We start from the raw sequence: 22,628 nt of genomic DNA on the forward strand, positions 1-22,628 counted from the left end.
CAGGAGGAGATTCAGTGCCCACTTACGCTTATGCCTGCAAGGACTGCGGCCACGCTTTCGACATCCAGCAGTCGTTCAGTGACGATTCCCTGACGACCTGTCCCGAGTGCCGGGGCGCATTGCGCAAGAAGTTCAACTCCGTGGGCGTGGTGTTCAAGGGTTCCGGTTTCTACCGCACCGATTCCCGGTCGGCGAGCAGCTCCGTGCCTGCGGTCCCGTCGGGGTCCGGCAAGGACGCCACAGGCTCGACCAACTCCACGAGTTCCGCGACCGAGACGGCCAAGAAGCCGGCCGGCACCGCCAGCCCCAGCAAGTCCCCGGCCAGCGTCGCCGGCTAAGCACTCCGCGGGCGGCATTCGCCCCTGCACAGGGCTCCCCCGGCATGACACCGTCCCCAATCCGCTGCCACCCCCGCTAGGGGCCCGGGCCGCCGCCGTACGCTGGCAGCATGAGAGCCTCCCGCACCCCGCCCCCGGCAGCGCCGTGGCGTGCCCCGAACTGGTCCGGCCGCCCGGCGCGGGACACCTCGGCGGGCAGGACCCGGCGCTGGCTGCTGCGTCGTCGCCGGCTCGTTGCCTCATTGCTGCTCTGCGCGGCTGCCGCACTGGCCGTCCAACAGCTCACACCCGCCAGCCCTGTCACCCGGACGGTGCTGGTGGCCGCGCGCGACCTCCCGGCCGGGGCCGCCCTCTCCGCCGCGGATCTTGTCCCCGCAGCCGTCAGCCCCACCATGGTCCCGGACGGCGCCCTGGCCCCCGAATCAGCGGCTGACGAATCAGCGGCCTACCCCGGCACCGCATCGTCGTGGCGTGGCCGGCAGGTCTCGGGCCCCGTGCGGCGCGGGGAGGTCGTGACGGACGCGTCCCTGCTGGGCGACGGCCTGCTGGTGGGCGCGCCGCCCGGCAGCCAGGCCGTTCCGCTGCGGCTGGCGGACCCCACCACCGTCCGCCTGCTGCATCAGGGACAGCTGGTCACGGTGGTGTTGGGCACCGGTGACGGCCTGGACGGGCCCACCGCCAGCCAAGTGCTGGCCACGGCCGTCCCGGTCCTGTGGACGCCGGCGCTGGCCGGGGCCTCGGCCGGGTTGCTTCCCAGCCAGGAAACGGATGGCCTGGTGGTCGTGGCCGCCGCGCCGGCGGCGGCCGTGCTGCTTGCCGGCGCCTCGGTGCGCGGCAAGGTCTTCCTGATCCTGGTCGGCTGAAGGCGAGCGGGCCAGGAAGGGGCCGCCCCAGCCGCGCCGTTTAGCCCCAGTGCGGCGGCTTGTTCTCGCGCAGCCAGGCGTCGTGGCCGCGGTCGTTGCGGTTGTCGCCCCAGGTGTGGGCGTCGTCGTGCGGTGCCACCTTGGGCAGCACGGCCGCGTCCTCCAATGCCGTTGCGGGCTTGTCCGCCCCGGCCGGCCGGCCGCTGCGGGTCTCCTGCGCGTTGTCGTCTTCCGGCTTGCTCACCGTCGTCACACTTTCTTCATTGCTTGATCTTGTTCTCACGGGCTCCGCAGCCCCGTCCGGCCCGTCCGGACCCTGCTGGGTGGAGTTGTGCCGGGGGTGGTGGGGATCCACCACGGTCTCCGAGGTATCCAGGGGCGTGCCCATCAGGGACGGCAGCTCGGGGTCGCCCGCCGAGGAGGGAAGGCCGAGATACCGGCCGATCTGGTCGGCGCAGCTGGAGGGGTCGGTGAAGACCTCGATGGTCCACAACGGGACGTAGCGCCAGCCCAGCCGCTCGAGCATCTGCGGGCGGAGCCGGCTGCGTTCGCGCACGCTCATCGCCTGGTACTTGGCGGTGCCGTCGGATTCGACCGCCACGGGGACGGGGATTTCGTGGTCCTCGCGCCCCAGCCAGGTCACGGGGTCGGGGGCGGCCACAATGTCCAGCGCCCCGTCGTAGTAGTGCCACACCCGGGCGCCGCGGGCCCGCAGCCGGTCGGCCAGATCGGCGACGAGGGGGTCCTCGCCGGCCTGCTGCCGGCTGTCCTTGGCCCGTGATGCCGCAGTCCCCAGCAGGGAGTGCCCGGCCATCTCGCGGTCCAGCAGCTCAAAGAAGTCGACGGCGCCGTAGCTGAGCCGCTTTTCGTCAAGGTCGTCCGGCCGGAAGCAGGTGATGATGTGGATGTGGTGCCGGGCGCGGGTCATGGCCAGGGCGAATTTGGCGCGGCCGTCCGGCTCGGACAGCGGGCCCAGCCCGTGCAGGGCGCGCCCGTGCGGCGTCCGGCCGTAACCGAGGGAGAAGATCACCCGGTCCCGGACCAGCCCGGCGGCACGGTCCACGGTCACCACCCGGAAGGATTCGGGCCCGGACTCGAAAAACCGTGCCAACAGCGGGTGGTTGGGCATTTGCAGACGGATGCCCTGGGCAACCCGCACCGCGTGCCGGTCGCTGGCGGTGATGACGGCCAGCGACTCGCGCGGGCGGACCCGGGCATGCTCGAAGACCATGTCCACCACGCGGTTGACCTCGGCCACCACGGATTCCACGCCGCCGCTGCCGGCGCCGGGGAGACCCTTGCCCTCGGGCAGGTAGTCGATGGTCAGGGCCTTATCCAGCCCGGTGACCGCACGCCCGTCCGGGAGGCGTTCCAACTGGGAATCGTAGAATCCGCGGCTCAGCTGCAGCACCAGGTCTTCATCGACGGCCCGGTAGCAGACGGTCAGTCGCTGGCGCGGGAGCACCCGGGACAGGGCGCCCAAGACGCTTTCGAGCGGATGCTGGTCGGCGGCGCGGTCCGCGGCGGCGCTGACGGCCACGGTGAAGCTGCGCGGGCAGGCCGTTTGCTCGTCGCCGAAGGCAATGACCTGCTCGGCCCGAGCCAGGGCGGGAAGCGCCGACTGCAGGGAGGTCGACTCGGCGTCGAGGATGACCACCGCGTCGAAGCGGAAGTTCTCCGGCACCACCGACGGTACCACCAGCGGGCTCGCGGTGAAGACGGGGGCCAGGTTTTTCAGCAGGTCCGGGGCCTGGGCACCCAGGGCGTCCAGGGACACGCGGCCGTCCTTGAGGAGGTTGCGCAGCATCTCCCCCTGGCGGTTGCGCCCGGCCACGGTTTCCCGCCACTGCTCGGCAAGCTTCCAGCGGATCCGGGCCGGGCCGGAGGCCACGTGCGCCTGGTCGGCCAGGCGAAACTCGGCCTCCAGGCGGCGGAGGTTCTCGCCGTCGGACATGGCCAGATAGTCATCGCCGCTGATCATGGCCTCCAGGGCGGACTGCCACCAGGCCAGCTCCAGCTCGGCCCGGGTCTCCGCCGGGCCCACCTCGCGCCGAGCCAGGTCATCGAGCAGCTCGCCCAGCCCGTGTTCGCGCATGCTTTCGAGCAGCAGGGTCCGTTCCGGCAGGGTTTCCAGCGTGGCCTTGTCCTGCACCAGTGCTTCCAGGCGCCCCACCAGTTCGCCGGCGTTGAAATTGGCCAGGTCGCCGCCGTCCACCGTGCGCTCCAGGGCGACGCCCAGGGTTTCCAGCTTCGCGGCCAGGTCCCGGTAGCTGCGGTTGAGCTCGGCCAGGCCGGACGGCACGGTGGGGTGGCGCTTGCTGGTCGCGGCCGCGGCCCACTGCGAACTTTGCTCATTGACCAGCACCAGGGAGGCGTGCAGGTCCGCGATGTGCACGCCGGGGCGCACAAAGTCCTTGGCGTTGCGCCGGTACCGTGCCCGTTGCAGCGCCGGCATGTCGATGCCCCGATCCCGGCGCCACGCGGACGTGGCCGTGGCGGCGATCATCTCGTCGATGGGCCAGTCAAAAACATCGGAATTGAACTTGTCCAGGCTTTCCCGGATCGCCACCAGCAGCTGCAGCTGGCCACCCCACTCGGCGAAGGAGTTGCCGTGCCGGATCTGGCCGAACTCGGCCACCTCGCGCATCTTGTGCGCGAAGGCCGGAACCTGCTCCAGCAGCACCTCCGCCAGGGCATATGCGGATTCGGTTTCCTTGCGGGTCACCAGGCGGGCGCCGTGCCAGGCGCTGCTGACCTCGGCCTGGCGGAATGCACCCAATTCGGCCGCGCGCTGCAGCCGCCCGGCCAGTTCCCCCCGGTCCTTGATGCTGTCCAGGACGCTGCGCTTGAGCCGGACGGTGGTGGCCGGGGCCGGATGGATGGAGGTCAATTCGGCCAGCGACTGCATGGCCTGATACGGCGAGCAGCCCCACCGTTCGCGCACGTTGTGCAAGCTGGCCACATGGTCCACCAGCTGGTGGCGGTGGCCCACCAGGGTCTTGTGCAGGCTGGCCAGCTGCGGCTGGACGGCCTTTTCATTGCGCGTGATGGAGCGGATCAGCTGGGACTTGAGCTGCTGCGGTCCCGTCTGGGCGCTCAGTTGCAGCAGCAGCGAGTCCAGGTCCATGTCCCCGAAGATCTGGGCCAGCTCGTTCAAGGTGCTGCGCCGCTCCCCCACCACCAGCACGCTCTTGCCGTCATGGACCAGCTGGGCGATCGCGTTGATGGCGGTCTGCGTCTGGCCGGTGCCGGGGGGCGTGGAGACCAGCACGGACTCCCCGGCCCGGATCAAGTCCAGCACGAACTGCTGCTGCGGATCGGCGTCGGCCACCAGGATCTCTTCCTCGGGCAGCCGCTCGTCCAGGGGCGTGAAGCGGGAAAAGTCCGGTTCCAGTTCCACCGGCAGGACGTCGTCGGCGCTGTGGCGCTGGAGCCTGCCCAGCAGTTCGGTGCCGGCCAGCAGGGCGGGGTCGCGCAGGTTGTCGGCCAGGAAGGCGAAGGTGGAGACCAGCAGGCCGTGCTCGACCACCGCGCCGTCGATGGGGGCCAGCAGCGTTCGCAGCTTGTCCAGCACCGGCACGGGGTCGAAGCGGGCGGTGCTGTAGGCCAGCCGGGCCAGCGCCCCGGCGTCGATGGCAATGCCGGCGTGGCTGTGCAGGTGCCGCACCAGGGCCGGGTTGATCCGGGCCTGCTCCATGAGCTGGAGTTCGTAGTCGTCCTGCCCGGCGCGCACGGTGAGGGCGACGGCGGCCAGCAGCACCGGCGCGCAGACGTCGCCGCTGTTGGGCCCGCCCACGGCGGACCAGTGGGCCGTCCCGGCGGCGAGGTAGCCGACGTCGATCCCGCGATCGGTGCTCAGTTCAAAAATCTTTGCCCGCAAGGCGGCGGCGGCACGCTTGGCCGCGGCATAGTCGTCCGGTTCGCGGATGAGGGTGGACAGGCGCGTCTTGCGCCCCGCCAGCAGCTGCGCCAGCCCCGAGGGATGGGCGTGGGTGAGGTCGATGCTCCCGGTCGCGGTCTTGACGAAGGCCATGGAGGTGTCCGGTCCCGCGTAGGAGTCCAATCCCGCAAGCCATGTTTGGAACTCCGCGGAGTTCTCATCGAGACTTGCAACTTCGGACACGGGAGCCTTCTTCTCTGCACTGGAGCGGAACGGTCTTGACCATACTGGCATGGCGTTAAGGCTATCCCGCCTAAGTTGCCTATGCCTGTTCGGCACACTGGAGGGCGGCAAATTAAGCCCGGAACCGGGCACTTTGGCGCCCCTCCAGCGACCTGGTGGGGGGTTACTCCCACTCAATCGTTCCCGGCGGCTTGGACGTGACGTCCAGGACAACCCGGTTGACGCCCTCCACCTCGTTGGTGATTCGGTTGGAGATGCGGGCCAGCAGATCGTAGGGCAGCCGTGACCAGTCGGCCGTCATGGCGTCCTCGCTGGAGACCGGGCGCAGCACGATTGGATGACCGTAGGTGCGCCCGTCGCCCATGACGCCCACGCTGCGGACGTCGGCGAGCAGGACCACCGGCATCTGCCACACCTCGTTGTCCAGGCCGGCGGCCGTCAGCTCGGCGCGGGCAATGGCGTCGGCCTTGCGCAGCAGCTCCAGGCGGTCGCGGGTGATCTCCCCGACGATGCGGATGCCAAGGCCCGGGCCGGGGAAGGGCTGGCGGCCGACGATCTCGGCCGGCAGGCCCAGCTGGGCGCCCACGGCGCGGACCTCGTCCTTGAACAGGGCGCGAAGCGGTTCCACGAGCTCGAAGCGCAGGTCTTCGGGGAGCCCGCCCACGTTGTGGTGGCTCTTGATGTTGGCCGCGCCCTCGCCGCCGCCGGATTCCACCACGTCCGGGTACAGGGTGCCCTGGACCAGGAACTTGATCTCCTCGCCTTCGGCGGCGGCCGCGGTCATGATGGCGCGCTCGGCCTCCTCGAAGGCGCGGATGAATTCGCGCCCGATGATCTTGCGCTTGGTCTCCGGATCCGAGACGCCGGCCAGGGCGTTCAGGAAGCGGTCCTGCTCATTGGCAACGTACAGTTTGGCGCCGGTGGCGGCCACAAAGTCGCGTTCGACCTGCTCCGCCTCGTCCTGGCGCAGCAGTCCGTGGTTGACGAACACGCAGGTGAGCTGGTCGCCGACGGCCCGCTGCACCAGGGCCGCGGCCACGGCGGAGTCCACGCCGCCGGAGAGGCCGCACAGCACCTTGGCGTCGCCGACCTGGGCGCGGATGCGCTCCACCTGCTCCTCGAGGATGTTCCCGGTGGTCCAGTTGCGTTCCAGCTTGGCGCCCTGGAACAGGAAGTTCTCCAGCACCTGCTGGCCGAATTCGGAATGCTTGACCTCGGGGTGCCACTGCACGCCGAAGAGGCATTTTTCCTCATGGGCGAACGCGGCGACGGGGGCGCCGGCCGAGGAGGCGAGCACCTCGAATCCGGCCGGGGCCGCCTGGACGCTGTCGCCGTGGCTCATCCAGGCGTTCTGCACGCCGGGGACGGCGGCGAGGATGGAGCGCCCCTCCCCCACCAGGGTCACCTTGGTGGCCCCGTATTCGCGCTGGCCGGTTTTGGCGACGGTGCCGCCGAGGGCTGCCGCCATGGCTTGGAAGCCGTAGCAAATCCCCAGGACCGGGATCCCGGCTTCAAAGAGGTCTGCGCCGACGTTGGGCGCACCCTCGGCGTAGACGCTGGAGGGTCCACCGGAGAGGATGATGGCAGCCGGGTCCTTGGCGAGCAGCTGCTCGGTGGTGAGGGTGTGCGGCACGATTTCCGAGTACACATTGGCCTCGCGCACACGGCGTGCGATCAGCTGGGCGTACTGGGCACCGTAATCCACAACCAGGACGGGCTTCTGGGAAGTCTGGGCCGTAGCGGGGTTAGTCACCGTTCAATCTTAACCCACCTTCACCGGCCGCCCACCCGCGTCCTTCGCCGGCGCCCGGATGCCCGGCGACCGGATGTCCGGGTGCCCGGCGCCCGGCGCCCGGGCCGCGAGGCCTAGTAGCGTTTCCCGGCTTTGGGGTTGGCCTCGACCTCGGCCAGCACTTCCTTGTGGATGCGCGCCTCGACAATGAAGGACAGGAACGGCACGACGCCGCCGAGCGCAATGAGCACGAGCCGGCCGAACCGCCAGCGCATGAGGGACCAGAGGCGGAAGTCCGCGATCAGGTACACCACGTACATCCAGCCGTGCACGATCAAGACCAGCGTGGAGATGTTCAGCCCGCCGGTGACCGCCATGACGCCGCCGTCGATGTTGACCAGGCCGAAGCCGTGGGAGGCGCCGGTGGCCGCATTGGTCCCGCCGGCCATAAGTACGCTGTGGAAGCCGTACCGCACCACCAGCTCCGCCGTGAGCAGCAGGAGCATGGTGCCGGTGGCGTAAGCGAGCACCTTGTAGAACGTCAGGGCGCTGTGAATCTGCGCCGGGGTGCCGCCAAAGCGGCGCTTGGCGCCGGCCTTGGCCGCTTCCGGCCTGCCGGCCCCGGTATTGGCGGCGGCGGGTTTGGGGTCGGTCACTTTTCTACCTCTTTACTGAAATCCGGGGTTGGGGCGGTGGTGTTCGGCGAGGCGCTGTCGGAGCCCGCGCCGGGGTCATCGGGGCCGGCGGGGTTGTCCGGGCCCGTGCCGGGGTTATCGGGGTCGTCTCCGGAATGGGCCAGGTCGAACAGTTCGTCCTGGTCGCGGCGGTAGTCGTCGGCCACCAGCCGCCCCCACAGGAAGACGGCGAAGCCGGCAAACACGACCCATTCGATCGAGTAGAAGATGTTCAGCCAGTTGACCTTGCTGTTTTGGTCGGTGGCCGTGATGGTGATGGGGAGAAGGTCCCCCGTTCCGGTCCCGGCGCCGCGCTCGACGCCGTTGGCCACCTCATGCGAGGACACGACAAAGGCGGCGTAGGTGGTGGTTTTCCACCGGTTGGTCAACTCGGCCGATGACAGTGCGCCCACCTGGTCCGGGGGCGGATCCTTCACCAGGACCGGCCCCTCGGAATTGAGCAGGCGGCCCTGGACCGTCAGTGTCCCGGCGGGCGGCGCCGTGGCGTGGGCGGGGTCGGCGATCCAGCCCCGCGCCACGGGGATGACAACCCGGTCGGTGGCCGCCGCTCCGGAGAGTTTGGGCGCGCCGTCCACCACAAACGCGGTGACAACCCAATAGCCGACGTTTCCGGCCTCCACCCGGGACCGGACGATGACCTGCTTGCCCGCATCAAAATGGCCGCTCATGGTGACCAGCTGGCCTTCGGCGTTGCCGAGCAGGGGCTGGCCCGGCTGCAGGGTGGCCAGCAGCGGCTGGACTTTCTCGGTCACGGCAGGCGGGGCGACGTCCTTGTGCAGGGAACGGGAAAATTGCCATTGGCTCAGCAGCACGAAAACGGCCGCGGCAGCCAGGGCAAACACCAGCGCGGCGATCCATCGTGGCTTCAGGGCAGTTTTCAGCACCCTCTAACGGTACTTCGTGTGCGTGTAGAACAACGAATGCGGCCCCGCACCTCAATGGTCAAAGAACACCAAAGAGGAGTTGATCAGCTCGGCGATGACCTCGGCGTCGTGGGCGCGGCGCAGGGATTCCCGGAAATTCTCCTTGAAGAGCGAGCGCGCCAAGGTGGCCAGCACCTCCAGGTGTTCCGAGAACGAGCTGGCCGGGGTGGCGATGAGCAGCACGACGGTGGCGGGGCCGTCCATGGCGCCAAAGTCCAGGCTGTGGCCGAACTTCGTGATGCCCACCGCGATGGAGGTCTGGGTGACGTAGTCGCTGCGCGCGTGCGGCATGCCGATCCCGCCCGGCAGGCCGGTGGCCATCTGGTGTTCGCGGGCGTTGACGTGGCGCAGGAACCCGTCAAGGTTGGACACCCGGCCCTGGTCAAAGAGCCTCGCGGCCAGCTGGGCGGCGGCATCCTGCTTGGAATCGGCCACCATTTCCAGGATGACCAGGCCGGGGTTGGTCAGCTCGGTTTCGTAGCGTGCCAGTGTGCCTGTGGTCATAAACACCTTTTTCGGGTCGGTCCAACAGTTTGCCGGCGGCTCGCGGCGGCTCAGATCAACGGGACGATTCCCGGCGCCCCGAGCCGGGCCGCGTCCGCCGATTCGTCGTCGGGCTGCTGCTGGCTGAGCCGTTCGGCTTCGACCCGGGCCAGGTAGTTGGCCACCTCGTTTTCCTTTTGTGTTTCGCTCCAGCCCAAAACGTCTCCCATCAAGGCGGCGGCGACCGGTGCGGCGGAGACGCCGCGGTCCCAGGCCTCGATGGAGATGCGGGTGCGGCGGGTCAGGACGTCGTTGAGGTGCAGGGCGCCCTCGTGCGTCGCGGAGTACACCACCTCGGCGCCCAGGTAGTCGTCGGCGCCGGGCAGCGGATCGGCGAGCGCCGGCGTCGCAATCATCAGGTCCAGGACCTCCTGCGCCAGGGAGCCGTAGCGGTTGAGCAGGTGCTCCACCCGGGCCACGTGGATGCCGGAGTCCTCGGCCATGCGGTTGCGCCGGTTCCAGGCCGCCTTGTACCCGTTGGCGCCCAGGAGCGGAATGGTCTCCGTGCAGCTCGGGGGCACCTTCTCATCGAGGGCGCGGGTGGCCTCGTCGACGGCGTCCTTGCCCATGACGCGGTAGGTGGTGAACTTGCCTCCGGCCACCACCACCAGCCCGGGCACCGGGTGGGCCACCACGTGTTCGCGGGACAGCTTGGCGGTGGAGTCGTTTTCACCGGCCAGCAGGGGGCGCAGGCCGGCGTAGACGCCCTCCACGTCCTCCCGGGTGAGCGGGCGCTTGAGCACCTTGTTCACGTGCTCGAGCACATAGTCGATGTCCTGGCTGGATGCTGCGGGGTGGGCCTTGTCGAGTTTCCAGTCCGTGTCCGTGGTGCCGATGATCCAGTGCCGGCCCCACGGAATGACGAACAACACGGACTTTTCCGTGCGCAGGATCAGCCCCACGGTGGACTGGAACCGGTCCCGCGGGACGACGAGGTGGATGCCCTTGGAGGCCCGGACCTTCAGCTGGCCGCGGTCGGTGACCATGGCCTGGGTTTCATCCGTCCATACCCCGGTGGCGTTGATGACCTGCTTGGCGCGGATTTCAAATTCCTCCCCGCTCTCCCGGTTGCGGACCCTCGCCCCAACCACCCGCTCCCCCTCGCGCAGGAAGTCGATGACCTGGGTCTGGTTGACCGTGTGGGCGCCATAGCTGGCGGCGGTGCGGATGAGGGTGGCGACCAGGCGGGCGTCGTCGACCTGGGCGTCGTAATAGCGGATGGAGCCGATCATGGCGTCATCCTTGAGGCTGGGGGCCGCCCGGAGGGTGCCCCGCCGGCTGAGGTGCTTGTGCAGGGGGACGCCGCGACTGTTGCCGCTGGTCAACCCCAGGGTGTCGTACAGCAGGATGCCGGCACCCACATAGGGGCGCTCAAAAAAACGCCGGGTCAGCGGGTACAGGAAGGGTACGGGGCGAACCAGGTGCGGGGCGATGCGCTGGATGAGGAGTCCGCGTTCCTGCAGCGCCTCCTGGACCAGGGCAAAGTCCAGCATTTCCAGGTAGCGCAGCCCGCCGTGGATGAGTTTTGACGAGCGCGACGACGTGCCGGCCGCCCAGTCATTGGCCTCCACCAAACCCACCGTCAGGCCGCGCGTGACGGCGTCCAGGGCCGCACCGGCGCCGACCACGCCGCCGCCCACGATCAGGATGTCGAGTTCCTTGCCCGGTTCCCTGGTGGCCCGTAGCGCAGCGAGCGATGCTTCCCGCGCTGCCGGCCCCAAATTGCCGCTGGGGTGGGTTGAAACAGACATTTCGGACCTCCTGGAGACACGATCTTCTGATATCAAAAACCATACGCGGTTGGCTGACCGAACGGCAGACCCCGCGCCCCAGGGTGACCGCGGCCGCCGGAACGAGGAACGCCCCGGTCCGCAACCAACCCGGGCGTTCCATTCGATTCAGGCCTATCGCATCAGGGCCCGCCCGCAGAGGCTACGGGGAAACCAGCACCTCGACGCGCTGGAACTCCTTCAGGTCCGAATACCCGGTGGTGGCCATCGAGCGGCGCAGCGCCCCGATCAGGTTGGACGAGCCGTCGGCGGTGTGGGCCGGGCCAAACAGCACCTCCTCGAGGGTGCCGACCGTGTCCATCTTCACCCGGTGGCCGCGCGGCAGCTCCGGGTGGTGCGCCTCGGCGCCCCAGTGCCAGCCCCGCCCCGGTGCCTCGGCCGCCCGGGACAGCGCGGCACCGAGCATGACGGCGTCGGCGCCCATGGCAATGGCCTTGACGATGTCGCCGCTGGAGCCCATGCCGCCGTCGGCGATCACGTGCACGTACCGTCCGCCGGACTCGTCCATGTAGTCGCGGCGGGCGGCGGCAACGTCGGAGATGGCGCTGGCCATGGGGGCCCGGATGCCCAGGGCGCGGCGGGTGGTGGTGGATGCGCCGCCGCCGAAGCCGACCAGCACGCCGGCGGCACCGGTGCGCATCAGGTGCAGCGCGGGCGTGTAGCCGGCTGCGCCGCCGACGATCACGGGCACGTCAAGTTCGTAGATGAACTGCTTGAGGTTCAGCGGCTCGGTGGTCTTGGAGACGTGCTCGGCGGAAACCGTGGTGCCCCGGATGACAAAAATGTCAACACCGGCGGCCACCACGGTCCGGTAGTGTTCCTGCGTGCGCTGCGGGGTCAGCGACCCGGCCACCGTGACGCCGGCGGCGCGGACCTCGGCCAGGCGGTGCGTGATCAATTCGGGCTGGATCGGCGCACTGTAGAGCTGCTGGAGGCGCAGCGTGGTCTCCGGTTCAATCACGGAGCCTTCCAGCAGGGCGATCTCATCGAGCACCGGCTGCGGGTCCTCATACCGGGTCCAGAGCCCCTCCAGGTCCAGGACACCCAGTCCGCCGAGCTTGCCGAGGGCAATGACGGTTTCCGGGGACATGACCGAGTCCATGGGGGCGCCAATGACGGGCATCTCAAACTGGTAGGCGTCAATCTGCCACTTGACGGACACGTCCCTGGGGTCGCGGGTCCTGCGGGAGGGAACGATCGCGATGTCATCAAGGGAGTACGCACGACGCCCACGCTTGCCACGGCCAATCTCAATCTCATAAGTCACGCCCCTAGCCTATCCCAGCCGCGGGCGCCGGCCATTTTCCGCCGCCGCCGGCACTACCGCCCGCGCACCGTCCGGGCCGCCTCGGATTCCAGCTCCGCGATGACCTCCACCGCGTTGGCCATGGCCGCAAAGTCGGGCGCAACGGCGGCCCCGGCGGCCCCGATGAGCCCGGCCAAATCGTCCCAGTGCGCGCCCAGGCGCCCATACTGTGCGGCCGCATCCATCCACCGCGCCCGTTCGGCGGCATCGCCCGCGCCGGCCGCCTGCGCCGCCTCCCGCAGGAAGCCGGCCTGCAGCGGGCGCAGGGCCCCGGGGCCGCTGTAGCGCCGCCCGGCCAGGAGCCCGTGCAGCATGCCCAGCCCCGCCTCGGCCCGGGCCGGATCGGCGAACAGCCTGGCCCAGCCGCGCTTCGTGGACGTGTCCGCCAGCCGGTGCGCCCAGGACGTCATCCCCGCAATGCCGAAATTCTTGGCGTACCCGGCCGGAATTCCCGGCGGGGCGGTCTGCGCCAACAAGGCGTCGGCCCCTTGCAGGACGGCGTCGCGCACCACGTCCCCCGTCAGCGCGGAGCCGTCGGTGGACTCCACCTGGGCCTGCCAGTGCTTGTCCGCCTTCCGCCCGGCCCGGGCCGCGGCCAGTGTGGGCGCGTCGACGCGCTCCAGGCGCCCGGCGCCGTCGTCCACCAAGTACGCGGCCCCGTCCCGACCCGCCACGGCGACGTCCACCGAGCCCATGTCCGCGAGGGGATCGGCCGCCACCCACGGCAGCCTGCCGCGCACGAGCCGGACGACGACGGACGCCCCGGTCTCCAGGGCTGCGTCCAGTCGGGCCTGGGCGAGCTGGGCGCTGCCCGTCTGCTGGACCGCGACGGCGGCGCCGCTGCGCCGGATCATATTGTCCACAAAGGGGCCGGGGTGGAACCGGGTCACGATGGAGGCGGTGGTGATGTCCTTGTATTCAAAGGTGAAGATCATGAAGCCGGCGCCGCCGCCGAGGCCAAAGAGCATGGGCTCGGTGAAGGGGCGTCCGGTGAACGGGTCCAGGATGGTGGACGCGGCCAGGACGCGGCGCCACAGCCCGCTGTCCCAATGGGAGAAATCGACGCGTGGATCGTAGGCGACGGGCATGGCTTGATTGTAGCCGGGCCCAACGACGCCGGGACGTCACCAATCGCGGCGAAAGGTGACGTCCCGGCGTCGTGCCACAACGGCTATTTGGAGAGGTAGTTCGGTGCCTCGACCGTCATCTGGATGTCATGCGGGTGCGATTCCTTCAGGCCGGCGGCGGTGATGCGGACGAACTTGCCGCGCGCCTTCAGCTCCGGGATGGTGGGGGCGCCAACATAGAACATGGTCTGGCGCAGGCCGCCGACCAGCTGGTAGGCCACGGACGCCAGCGGGCCGCGGTAGGCGACGCGGCCCTCGATGCCCTCCGGGATGAGCTTGTCGTCGCCGGAAACGTCGGCCTGGAAGTAGCGGTCCTTGGAGTAGGAGGTGTTCTTGCCGCGCGACTGCATGGCCCCGAGTGAGCCCATGCCGCGGTAGGTTTTGTACTGTTTGCCGTTGACGAACACCAGCTCCCCGGGGGATTCCTCGGTGCCGGCCAGCAGGGAGCCGAGCATGACGGTGTCGGCGCCGGCAACCAGCGCCTTGCCGATGTCCCCGGAGTACTGCAGGCCGCCGTCGGCGATCAGCGGGACGCCGGCCGGGATGGCGGCCTTGGCGGATTCGTAGATGGCGGTGATCTGGGGGACGCCCACGCCGGCAACGACGCGGGTGGTGCAGATGGAGCCGGGTCCGACGCCGACCTTGATGCCGTCGGCGCCGGCGTCGATCAGGGCCTGGGCGCCTTCCCGGGTGGCCGCCTGGCCGCCGATGATGTCAACGTGTTGGGCGGCCGGATCCGCCTTCAGCTTGGCGATCAAATCCAGCACGCCCTGGCTGTGGCCGTTCGCGGTGTCCACGAACAGTGCGTCCACGCCGGCGTCGACCAGGGTCATGGCCCGCTCGAAGCCGTCGCCGAAGAAGCCGATCGCGGCGCCGACCATCAGGCGGCCCTCGCCGTCCTTGGTGGCCAGCGGGTATTGCTCGGCCTTGGAGAAGTCCTTGACCGTGATCAGCCCGCGCAGGTAGCCGGCGTCGTCCACCAGCGGGAGCTTTTCGATCTTGTTCTTGGCCAGCAGGGAGGACGCTTCCTCGCGGCTGATGCCCACCCGTCCGGTGATCAACGGCATGCGGGTCATCAGGTCGCGGACAATGCGGTACGGGTAGTCGCTTTCCGGGATGAACACGGTGTCGCGGTTGGTCACAATGCCCACCAGGCGGCCCTCGGCGTCGACAACCGGCAGCCCGGAGACGCGGTAGCGGGAGCAGAGCGCGTCCAGCTCGGCAAGCGTGGCGTCCGGGCCCACGGTGACCGGGTTGGTGATCATGCCGGATTCGCTGCGCTTGACCAGGTCAACCTGCTCGGCCTGGTCCGGGATGGACAGGTTCCTGTGCACCACGCCCAAACCGCCCTGGCGGGCCATGGCGATGGCCATGCGGGCCTCGGTGACCGTGTCCATCGCGGCGGACAGCAACGGCGTCTGCACGGTGATGCGCTTGGAGACGCGGGAGCTGGTGTCGGCCTCGGACGGGATCACGTCCGTGTGCCCGGGCAGGAGCAGGACGTCATCGTAGGTAAGGCCAACAAAGGCGAAGGGGTCATGAATTTCGGGCTGTGACACTAAGGCTCCTGAAACAGGGTAGAACCGGCAGGGTGTGCAACCGATGGCCGGCACCGTCATTACGGGGCTGGTCTGTGCGTTGTTTCCATTCTAAACGACGCCGGACCCTGCCCTATTCCCCCCGACCGCCTCACCCCGGGGCTCGGCATTAAGCAAAAAAAGACGCCGCTCCCCGGTCCTGCCACCGGTCCAAGAGTGGCAAAAACGGGAAGCGGCGTCCGCAACGCCTGACCCGGCGCCCGGCGGCGGCTCGCGAGCGAGCCGTCACCGGGGGAGTCGGGATCAGTGCTGGTGACCGGCGGGCTCGTCGCTTTCGGCGGGCTTCTCCGTCACGAGGACCTCGGTAGTGAGGACCAGCGCGGCGATGGAGGCCGCGTTGCGCAGGGCGGAACGGGTGACCTTGACCGGGTCGATGACGCCGGCGTTGACCAGGTTCTCGTACTCGCCGGTGGCGGCGTTGAAGCCGAACCCGGCCTCAAGCTCGCCCACCTTGTGCACCACGACGTAGCCGTCGTGGCCGGCGTTCTGGGCGATCCAGCGCAGCGGCTGGGCCACGGCCTTGCGCACCAGGTCGATGGCGGTGGCCGCGTCGCCGGTCAGGGCGGTCACGGTGGCGTCATCGTCGAGGGCCTTGGCGGCCTGGACCAGTGCGGCACCGCCACCGGCCACAATGCCCTCTTCCAGGGCGGCACGCGTTGCGGACACGGCGTCCTCAATGCGGTGCTTCTTTTCCTTCAGCTCGACCTCGGTGGCTGCGCCAACCTTGATCACGCCGATGCCCCCGGCCAGCTTGGCCAGGCGTTCCTGCAGCTTTTCCTTGTCCCAGTCGGAGTCCGTGCGCTTGAGCTCGGCATGCAGCTGGGCCACGCGGTCGGAGATGTCCTCGGCCGTGCCGGCGCCGTCAACGATCGTGGTGGTGTCCTTGGTGACCGTGATGCGCCGGGCGGTGCCCAGCACCTCCAGGCCGACCTGGTCCAGGGACAGGCCGATCTCCGGGGAGACCACCTGGGCGCCGGTGAGGATGGCGATGTCCTGCAGCATGGCCTTGCGGCGGTCGCCGAAGCCCGGAGCCTTGACGGCAACCACGTTCAACGTCCCGCGCAGGCGGTTGACGATCAGCGTGGACAGGGCCTCGCCGTCGACATCCTCGGCAATGATGAACAGCGGCTTGTTGGCGGCCAGCGCCTTCTCCAGCAGCGGCAGGAATTCCTGGAGGTTGGAGATCTTGCCCTGGTTGATCAGAACCAGCGCGTCCTCCATCACCGCTTCCTGGCGTTCCGCGTCGGTGACGAAGTACGGGGACAGGTAGCCCTTGTCGAACTGCATGCCCTCGGTGAGGACCAGCTCGGTGGTGGTGGTGGAGGATTCCTCGATGGTGATCACCCCATCCTTGCCGACCTTGTTGAAGGCCTCGGCGAGCAGGTCGCCGATTTCCTGGCTCTGCGCCGAGATGGCGGCAACCTCGGCCACCTGTCCACCCTCCACGGGGCGGGCATTCTCGAGCAGGCGCTTGGCAATGGCTTCCACGGAAACCTGGATGCCGCGCTTGAGCTCGCCGGGGGCTGCGCCGGCGGCCACGTTGCGCAGGCCTTCCTTCACGAGCGCCTGGGCCAGGACGGTGGCCGTGGTGGTGCCGTCGCCGGCAACATCGTTGGTCTTCGTGGCCACTTCCTTGGCCAGCTGCGCGCCAAGGTTCTCATACGGGTCTTCCAGCTCCACCTCGCGGGCGATCGTGACGCCGTCGTTGGTGATGGTGGGAGCGCCCCACTTCTTATCCAGCACAACGTTGCGACCGCGCGGGCCGAGGGTCACCTTGACGGTGTCCGCCAGCCGGTCGATGCCGGCCTCGAGGGCCTTCCGTGCGCTGTCATTAAATGCAAGTTGCTTAGCCATGCGTTTGTCCTTTCACGCAAAGACCCCGCGCCCGTGAATCACTCTTTACCGGCGCGGGGCTTCACAACAGTGGTTACTTTACGACGATGGCCAGTACGTCGCGGGCCGAAAGCACCAGCAGCTCTTCGCCACCGGTCTTCACTTCGGTTCCACCGTACTTGGAGTAGAGGACGACGTCGCCGACGGCAACGTCGATCGGGACGCGGTTGCCGTTGTCATCAACGCGGCCGGGGCCCACTGCCACAACTTCGCCCTCCTGGGGCTTTTCCTTGGCCGTGTCCGGGATTACAAGACCGGAAGCGGTGGTCTGCTCTGCTTCGAGCTGACGAACAACAATACGATCCTCAAGAGGCTTAATAGAGACCGACACTCGGACCTCTCCTTCACATGAGTAAATTCTTTGGATGGCTCAAAAACCTTGCGGCCACGTTTGGGACACCAACCGTCGTCGCGGTGCCGGTGATGATCCCATGGCCAAAAGTTCTTGGTGTTAGCACCCTCGGGGTGAGAGTGCTAACTCTGACTCTATTGACTTGGTTAGCACTCGGTCAAGGCGAGTGCCAGCCAACGGTCATAAAAGGGGCGACGGCGGCGGTCCGGGCGGGCGCCCGGCGCGCCGCCGCGGCGGGATTGTGCCGGAGCCCGCCGGGGTGCCACGATGTGTGCATGGCAACTTCCCCGGCGTCCGTGCGCGTCCGCGAGCTGAGCAAGAACTACGGCGGCGCCCCCGCCGTGGACGGGATCAGCTTCGACATCCACGAGGGTGAAACCTTTGCCCTGCTGGGCCCCAACGGCGCGGGCAAGAGCACCACGATTGAAATCCTTGAGGGCTACCGGGACCGGACCGGCGGAGAGGTCAGCGTCCTGGGCGTGGACCCCCAGCACGGCGGGCTGGCGTGGAAGTCGCAGCTGGGGATCGTGCTCCAATCCAGCGGGGAAAGCGGCAATGTCAGCGTCCTTGAGCAGCTCACCCACTTTGCCGGCTACTATCCGAACCCGCGCAGCGTGGCCGGGGTGATAGAGGCCGTCGGCCTGGCCGCCCAAGCCAGGATGCGGATCGGCAAGCTCTCCGGCGGGCAGCGCCGGCGGGTCGATGTGGCCCTGGGGATCATCGGCCGGCCCAGGCTGTTGTTCCTCGATGAACCCACCACCGGCTTCGACCCGGAGGCCCGGCGCCAGTTCTGGGGCCTCATCGGGGAGCTCAAGGCCGAGGGCACCACCATCTTGCTGACCACGCACTACCTGGATGAGGCCGCCACCCTGGCGGACCGGGCTGGGGTGATCGTGGGCGGCAAACTGGTCGACATCGGCACCGTTGACGAGCTGGGCGGGGCCGCGGCCCGGGTGCCCGTCGTGCGGTGGCGCCAGGACGGCGTCGCCCGGTCCGAACGCACCAGCGCGCCGGCCGCCTTGGCCGCCCGGCTCTATGCCGAGGCCGGCGGCGAGGTGGACGGGCTGGAGATCACCCGGCCCAGCCTGGAGGATATTTACCTTGACCTGGTCGGCAACCACCCGGGCGCGGGCCTGCACGCCGCCTCCGCACCCGCCGGGGAGGACTACGCATGAGAACCCTCGAACTGGGGTGGTCGCGGATCGGCTACGAGCTGAAGGGGTATTTCCGCCAGGGCGACTCCGTGTTTTTCACGTTCCTGTTTCCGATCCTGATGCTCTCCGTGTTTGCCGTCGCCTTCAGCACCAGCGGCCCCATCGGCGCCGCCCCGGACGGCAGCGGGGGCATCAGCTTCGCCGCGTTCTACGTCCCCGGCATGGTGGCCGCGGGCATGCTCCTCAGCGGCGTGCAAAACCTGGGCGTGGACATTGCCGGTGAAAAGGGCGATGGGACGCTCAAGCGGCTCGGCGGGACACCCCTGCCTGTGTTTTCCTATTTCATCGGCAAGATCGGCATGGTGCTGGTCAGCGCGGTCCTGCAGGTGACCCTGCTCCTGCTCGTGGCCCGGTTCGCGTTCAACGTGGCGCTGCCCACCGAGCCGGGCCGCTGGGGCACGTTCGCCTGGGTGTTCCTGTTCGGGGTCATCACCAGCTGCGTGCTGGGGATCGCGCTGTCGGCGCTGCCGCGCACCGGCAAGAGCGCCACCGCCGTCGTCATTCCCATCGTGCTGCTGCTCCAGTTCATCTCCGGCGTGTACCTTGACTTCTCGCAGCTGCCGGGGTGGCTGCAGAACTTCGCCAGCATCTTCCCGCTGAAGTGGATGGCGCAGGGGATGCGGTCCGTGTTCCTGCCGGCGTCCTTTGAGGTCGTGGAACCCGGCGGCGCGTGGAACCTTGGCCTGGTGGCGCTGATCATGGGCGTGTGGCTGGTGGTCGGCCTGTTGCTGTGCCGGATGACGTTCCGCTGGATCCGCAAGGACACCTGAGCGGCAGCGGGACGCCGGGCGTGGGCCGGCCGCCGGTTACGCTTGTTCCATGGCCCACGACGCAATCTCTCCCCTGCTCACCGTTGAGGGATGGGAACTTTTGTCCTCCCTGGGCGCGTACCGGGAAGCCGATTCGCTCAAGCTCAATGAATCCCTGCGCAAGGCCGGGCACTCCCCCGAGCTCGTGGCGGCCGCGCTGACCCAGTCCCGGCTCCGGGCCAAGGCGGAGGCCAAGTTCGGGGAGTTCGCCCGGTCGATGCTGTTCACTCCCGCCGGGCTGGAGCAGGCCACCCGGCTGAACATCGCCGCCCTGCACGCCCAACGCTTTACGGCGGCCGGCATCACCGCGGTGGCCGACCTCGGCTGCGGCCTGGGCGCCGATGCGCTGGCCATGGCCAGCCTGGACATTCACGTCACCGCCGTGGAGATGGACGAGACCACCGCGGCGTGCGCCACCATGAACCTGATGCCGTTCCCGCACGCCACCGTTGTGTGCGGGCGCGCCGAGGACACGGACCTGAGCGGCGTTGGCGGCGTGTGGCTGGATCCGGCCCGGCGCAGCACCACCACCTCCGGCACCACCCGGTTGTTTGATCCGGAGGCGTTCTCCCCGCCGCTGTCCTTCGCGCAGCGGCTGGCGGATACCGGCCTGGCCGTGGGCGTGAAAATGGGCCCCGGCATCCCGCACGAATCCTTGCCCGGGAACTGCGAGGCGCAATGGGTTTCGGTGGACGGGGACGTCGTGGAGGCCGGCCTGTACTTCAACGCCCTGGCCCGCCCCGGCGTGCGCCGCGCGGCACTGGTCACCGGCCGGCGCGGCGCGGCCGAGCTCACCAGCGCCGTCGACTACGTCCCGGGCGGCCAGGACGTGGAGATCGGCGCCGTCGCCGGCTACCTGTACGAGCCCGACGGCGCCGTCATCCGGGCCGGCCTGGTGGCCGAGCTGGCCCGGCGCCTCGGCGGGCACCTGCTCGATGAACACATCGCCTACATTTGTGCCGACACGCCCGTTCCGACCCCGTTCGCCCGGGCGTACAAGGTCCTGGAGGTCAGGCCGTTCAACGTCAAGGCGCTGAAAAGTTGGGTGAAGGCAAACCGCATCGGCGTCCTGGACATCAAAAAGCGCGGCGTGTCCGTCACTCCCGAGGAGCTGCGCCGGCAGCTGCTGACCGGCTCCGGCAAGGGCCCGAACAAGGCCACGCTGGTCCTGACCCGGATCGGGGACGAAAGGGTCGCCGTCGTGGTCGAACCCCACGGGCGCCTGGACGGCCCGCGCGCGCTCTAGCCGGTCCCGGCACCGCGACTACCGCCTGGAAAACTCGGAGGCCTCGCGCACCAGCTCCGGGCTGGGCCGCACGCCGGTGTAGAGCACAAACTGTTCCTCGGCCTGAAGCGCAATGACCTCGGCACCGGTGATGACCTGTTTTCCGGCCGCGCGCGCCGCCCGGATCAGCGGGGTCTCGGCAGGCTGTGCGACGACGTCGAACACCACATGGGCGGCCCGCACCGTTGCGTCGGCGAAGGACTGGGCCGCTTCATCGGCCCCGGCCATGCCCAGCGGGGTGGCGTTGATGAGCAGGTCCGCGGCCAGGCCGGCCACCGCCGGCCGCCAGGCAAAGCCGTACAGCCCGGCCAGGGCCCGCCCGGCGGCCTCATTGCGGGCCACGATCCAAACGCCGGTCAGTCCGGCATCCCGCAGGGCCGCGGCGACCGCCTTCGCCATGCCGCCGGAGCCGCGCAGCAGCACGGTGGCCCCGGCGGGGATCCGGTGCGCGGCCAGGAGCCGGGCGACCGCCAGGTAGTCGGTGTTGTAGGCGGTCAGGACACCGGCGTCGTTGACAATCGTGTTGACCGAATCAATGGCGGCGGCGGAGGCGTCCATCACATCCACCATGGTGATGACATCTTCCTTGTACGGCATGGACACGGCGGCCCCGCGAATCCCCAGCCCGCGAATGCCCGCCACGGCCTGCCCCAAATCGACGGGCGCAAACGCCTTGTACACATAGTTCAGGCCCAGGGCGTCATAAAGATAGTTGTGGAAGCGGGTGCCGATGTTGCTGGGCCGGGCCGCCAGTGAAATGCACAACGTCATATCTTTGTTCAAAATAGGCACCATCCCATTGTGCCCGGGTCCTGCACTAGAATCAGAATGCTTCCGGCACCCGTCCCGCAAGTGCCACGGTATTCATGCTTGAGAGGGAACGCCTTAGTGAAAATTGACTTCGCCGCATCGGAGCAGTCAACCCTGGGGTTGGAGTGGGAAATCGCCCTGGTTGACGCGCAGGGCGGCGAACTCGCCCCCCGGGCCAATGACGTGCTGACCAACGTCAGCGGCAGCCATCCGGAGGTCATGAACAACGGTGAGCACCCCCACATCAAGGGTGAGCTGCTGCTCAACACCGTCGAGTTGGTCACGGGCATCTGCCACACCGTCTCGGAAGGCACCGCGGATCTGCGCCGGAACCTGAACATCCTGCGCGAGGCCGCCCACCCGCTGGGCCTGGACCTGCTCAGCGCCGGAACCCATCCGTTCAGCCCCCCGGGCGACCAGGCCGTGACGGACAAGGCCCGGTACGCCAAGCTCATCGATCGCACCCGGTGGTGGGGCAGCCAGATGCTCATTTACGGCGTGCACGTCCACGTCGGCCTGGACCATGTGGCCAAGGCCATGCCCGTGCTGGACGGGCTGGTCAACTACTTCCCGCACTTCCAGGCGCTCTCCGCCTCCTCGCCGTTTTGGAACGGGGAGGACACCGGCTACGCGTCCCAGCGGGCGCTCATGTTCCAGCAGCTGCCCACGGCCGGGCTGCCGTTCCACTTTGCCGACTGGGCCGGGTACGAGGCCTATGTGGAGGACATGTTCACCACCGGGGTCATCGACACGACCAGCGAGATCCGGTGGGACGTGCGCCCGGTGGCCCCACTTGGCACCATCGAGATGCGCATCTGCGACGGCATGTCCACGCTGGAGGAAATCGGCGCCATCGCCGCACTGACCCAGTGCCTGGTGGATGATTTCTCCACCACCTTGGACAACGGCGGCGCCATCCCCACCATGCCGCCCTGGCACATCCAGGAAAACAAGTGGCGTGCCGCCCGGTACGGACTGGACGCCATCATCATCCTGGACGCCGCCGGCAGGGAACGGCCGGTCACCGTGGACATCGTGGAACTGCTGAACAAGATGGAGCCCGTGGCCGCCCGGCTCGGCTGCGCGAATGAGCTCGCCGATGTGGAAAAGATCATCGCCAAGGGGGCCGGCTACCAGCGCCAGCGCGCCGTGGCCGACGCCCACGAGGGCGATCTGCACGCCGTCGTCCGGGGCCTGGTCGCCGAAATGGCCGCCAACTAGACGCCC

General features: G+C 68.9%; 18 protein-coding genes. 6 read left to right on the forward strand and 12 right to left on the reverse strand.

Translation table 11 applies throughout. The features are described from left to right. Positions 1–14 precede the first annotated feature (14 nt). Positions 15–338 (forward strand): FmdB family zinc ribbon protein, encoded by a 324-nt coding sequence (locus AB4Y80_RS08735; RefSeq protein WP_442213661.1) that lies wholly within the window; start codon positions 15–17, stop codon positions 336–338. Positions 339–448: 110 nt separating this feature from the next. After that, on the forward strand, positions 449–1,201 hold the full coding sequence (locus AB4Y80_RS08740) for an SAF domain-containing protein (RefSeq protein ID WP_442213662.1): 753 nt from the start codon (positions 449–451) through the stop codon (positions 1,199–1,201). 40 nt (positions 1,202–1,241) lie between these two features. Here AB4Y80_RS08740 and AB4Y80_RS08745 read toward each other — a convergent pair whose 3' ends face one another. The 11 genes from AB4Y80_RS08745 to groES all read right to left on the reverse strand — a co-directional run bounded on the left by AB4Y80_RS08745 (position 1,242) and on the right by groES (position 17,262). Beyond that, on the reverse strand, positions 1,242–5,375 hold the full coding sequence (locus AB4Y80_RS08745; RefSeq protein WP_442213663.1) for an AAA family ATPase: 4,134 nt from the start codon (positions 5,373–5,375) through the stop codon (positions 1,242–1,244). Between the two features lie 112 nt (positions 5,376–5,487). Further along, positions 5,488–7,077 (reverse strand): glutamine-hydrolyzing GMP synthase, encoded by a 1,590-nt coding sequence (gene guaA, locus AB4Y80_RS08750; protein WP_442213664.1) that lies wholly within the window; start codon positions 7,075–7,077, stop codon positions 5,488–5,490. 113 nt (positions 7,078–7,190) lie between these two features. Beyond that, positions 7,191–7,712 (reverse strand): DUF3817 domain-containing protein, encoded by a 522-nt coding sequence (locus AB4Y80_RS08755; RefSeq protein WP_442213665.1) that lies wholly within the window; start codon positions 7,710–7,712, stop codon positions 7,191–7,193. Further along, entirely contained in the window at positions 7,709–8,635 is a 927-nt protein-coding gene (locus AB4Y80_RS08760; RefSeq protein ID WP_442213667.1) for an SURF1 family protein, read from the reverse strand. The genes AB4Y80_RS08755 and AB4Y80_RS08760 overlap by 4 nt, the downstream gene beginning before the upstream one ends. Positions 8,636–8,686: 51 nt before the next feature. Then, the gene (locus AB4Y80_RS08765; protein WP_442213668.1) at positions 8,687–9,178 is read right to left on the reverse strand and encodes a PTS sugar transporter subunit IIA; all 492 of its coding nucleotides are present in this window, start codon (positions 9,176–9,178) and stop codon (positions 8,687–8,689) included. Between the two features lie 50 nt (positions 9,179–9,228). After that, entirely contained in the window at positions 9,229–10,968 is a 1,740-nt protein-coding gene (locus AB4Y80_RS08770) for a glycerol-3-phosphate dehydrogenase/oxidase (protein ID WP_442213669.1), read from the reverse strand. Between the two features lie 181 nt (positions 10,969–11,149). Then, positions 11,150–12,274, reverse strand: a complete 1,125-nt coding sequence (locus AB4Y80_RS08775; RefSeq protein WP_442213671.1) for a GuaB3 family IMP dehydrogenase-related protein — start codon at positions 12,272–12,274, stop codon at positions 11,150–11,152. A gap of 53 nt (positions 12,275–12,327) precedes the next feature. Continuing rightward, positions 12,328–13,401 (reverse strand): BtrH N-terminal domain-containing protein, encoded by a 1,074-nt coding sequence (locus AB4Y80_RS08780; protein WP_442213672.1) that lies wholly within the window; start codon positions 13,399–13,401, stop codon positions 12,328–12,330. Between the two features lie 83 nt (positions 13,402–13,484). After that, positions 13,485–14,999 (reverse strand): IMP dehydrogenase, encoded by a 1,515-nt coding sequence (gene guaB / locus AB4Y80_RS08785; protein ID WP_442213673.1) that lies wholly within the window; start codon positions 14,997–14,999, stop codon positions 13,485–13,487. 282 nt (positions 15,000–15,281) lie between these two features. Further along, positions 15,282–16,892: a chaperonin GroEL gene (groL, locus tag AB4Y80_RS08790; protein WP_442213674.1), complete on the reverse strand. Its 1,611-nt coding sequence runs from the start codon at positions 16,890–16,892 to the stop codon at positions 15,282–15,284. Positions 16,893–16,965: 73 nt separating this feature from the next. Beyond that, positions 16,966–17,262, reverse strand: a complete 297-nt coding sequence (gene groES / locus AB4Y80_RS08795; protein WP_442213675.1) for a co-chaperone GroES — start codon at positions 17,260–17,262, stop codon at positions 16,966–16,968. A gap of 296 nt (positions 17,263–17,558) precedes the next feature. On the opposite strand from groES, the gene AB4Y80_RS08800 reads away from it, so the two are divergent. From AB4Y80_RS08800 to AB4Y80_RS08810, 3 genes are read left to right on the forward strand one after another with little or no spacing between them, the layout of a single operon-like run. After that, positions 17,559–18,458: an ABC transporter ATP-binding protein gene (locus AB4Y80_RS08800; RefSeq protein ID WP_442213676.1), complete on the forward strand. Its 900-nt coding sequence runs from the start codon at positions 17,559–17,561 to the stop codon at positions 18,456–18,458. Beyond that, positions 18,455–19,267 carry an ABC transporter permease gene (locus AB4Y80_RS08805; protein WP_442213677.1) on the forward strand — a complete coding sequence of 271 codons (813 nt, stop codon included), beginning with the start codon at positions 18,455–18,457 and terminating at the stop codon, positions 19,265–19,267. Before AB4Y80_RS08800 ends, AB4Y80_RS08805 begins: the two co-directional genes overlap by 4 nt. Before the next feature lie 49 nt (positions 19,268–19,316). After that, on the forward strand, positions 19,317–20,552 hold the full coding sequence (locus AB4Y80_RS08810; protein ID WP_442213678.1) for a THUMP-like domain-containing protein: 1,236 nt from the start codon (positions 19,317–19,319) through the stop codon (positions 20,550–20,552). 18 nt (positions 20,553–20,570) lie between these two features. On the opposite strand, the gene AB4Y80_RS08815 is transcribed toward AB4Y80_RS08810, so the two are convergent. After that, positions 20,571–21,383 (reverse strand): shikimate 5-dehydrogenase, encoded by an 813-nt coding sequence (locus tag AB4Y80_RS08815; protein WP_442213679.1) that lies wholly within the window; start codon positions 21,381–21,383, stop codon positions 20,571–20,573. Between the two features lie 96 nt (positions 21,384–21,479). Here AB4Y80_RS08815 and AB4Y80_RS08820 point away from each other — a divergent pair, with 96 nt between their 5' ends. Continuing rightward, positions 21,480–22,622 carry a glutamate--cysteine ligase gene (locus tag AB4Y80_RS08820; RefSeq protein ID WP_442213681.1) on the forward strand — a complete coding sequence of 381 codons (1,143 nt, stop codon included), beginning with the start codon at positions 21,480–21,482 and terminating at the stop codon, positions 22,620–22,622. Positions 22,623–22,628 lie beyond the last annotated feature (6 nt).

The sequence above is a fragment of the Specibacter sp. RAF43 genome, assembly GCF_052114065.1.
Lineage (GTDB): Bacteria > Actinomycetota > Actinomycetes > Actinomycetales > Micrococcaceae > Specibacter.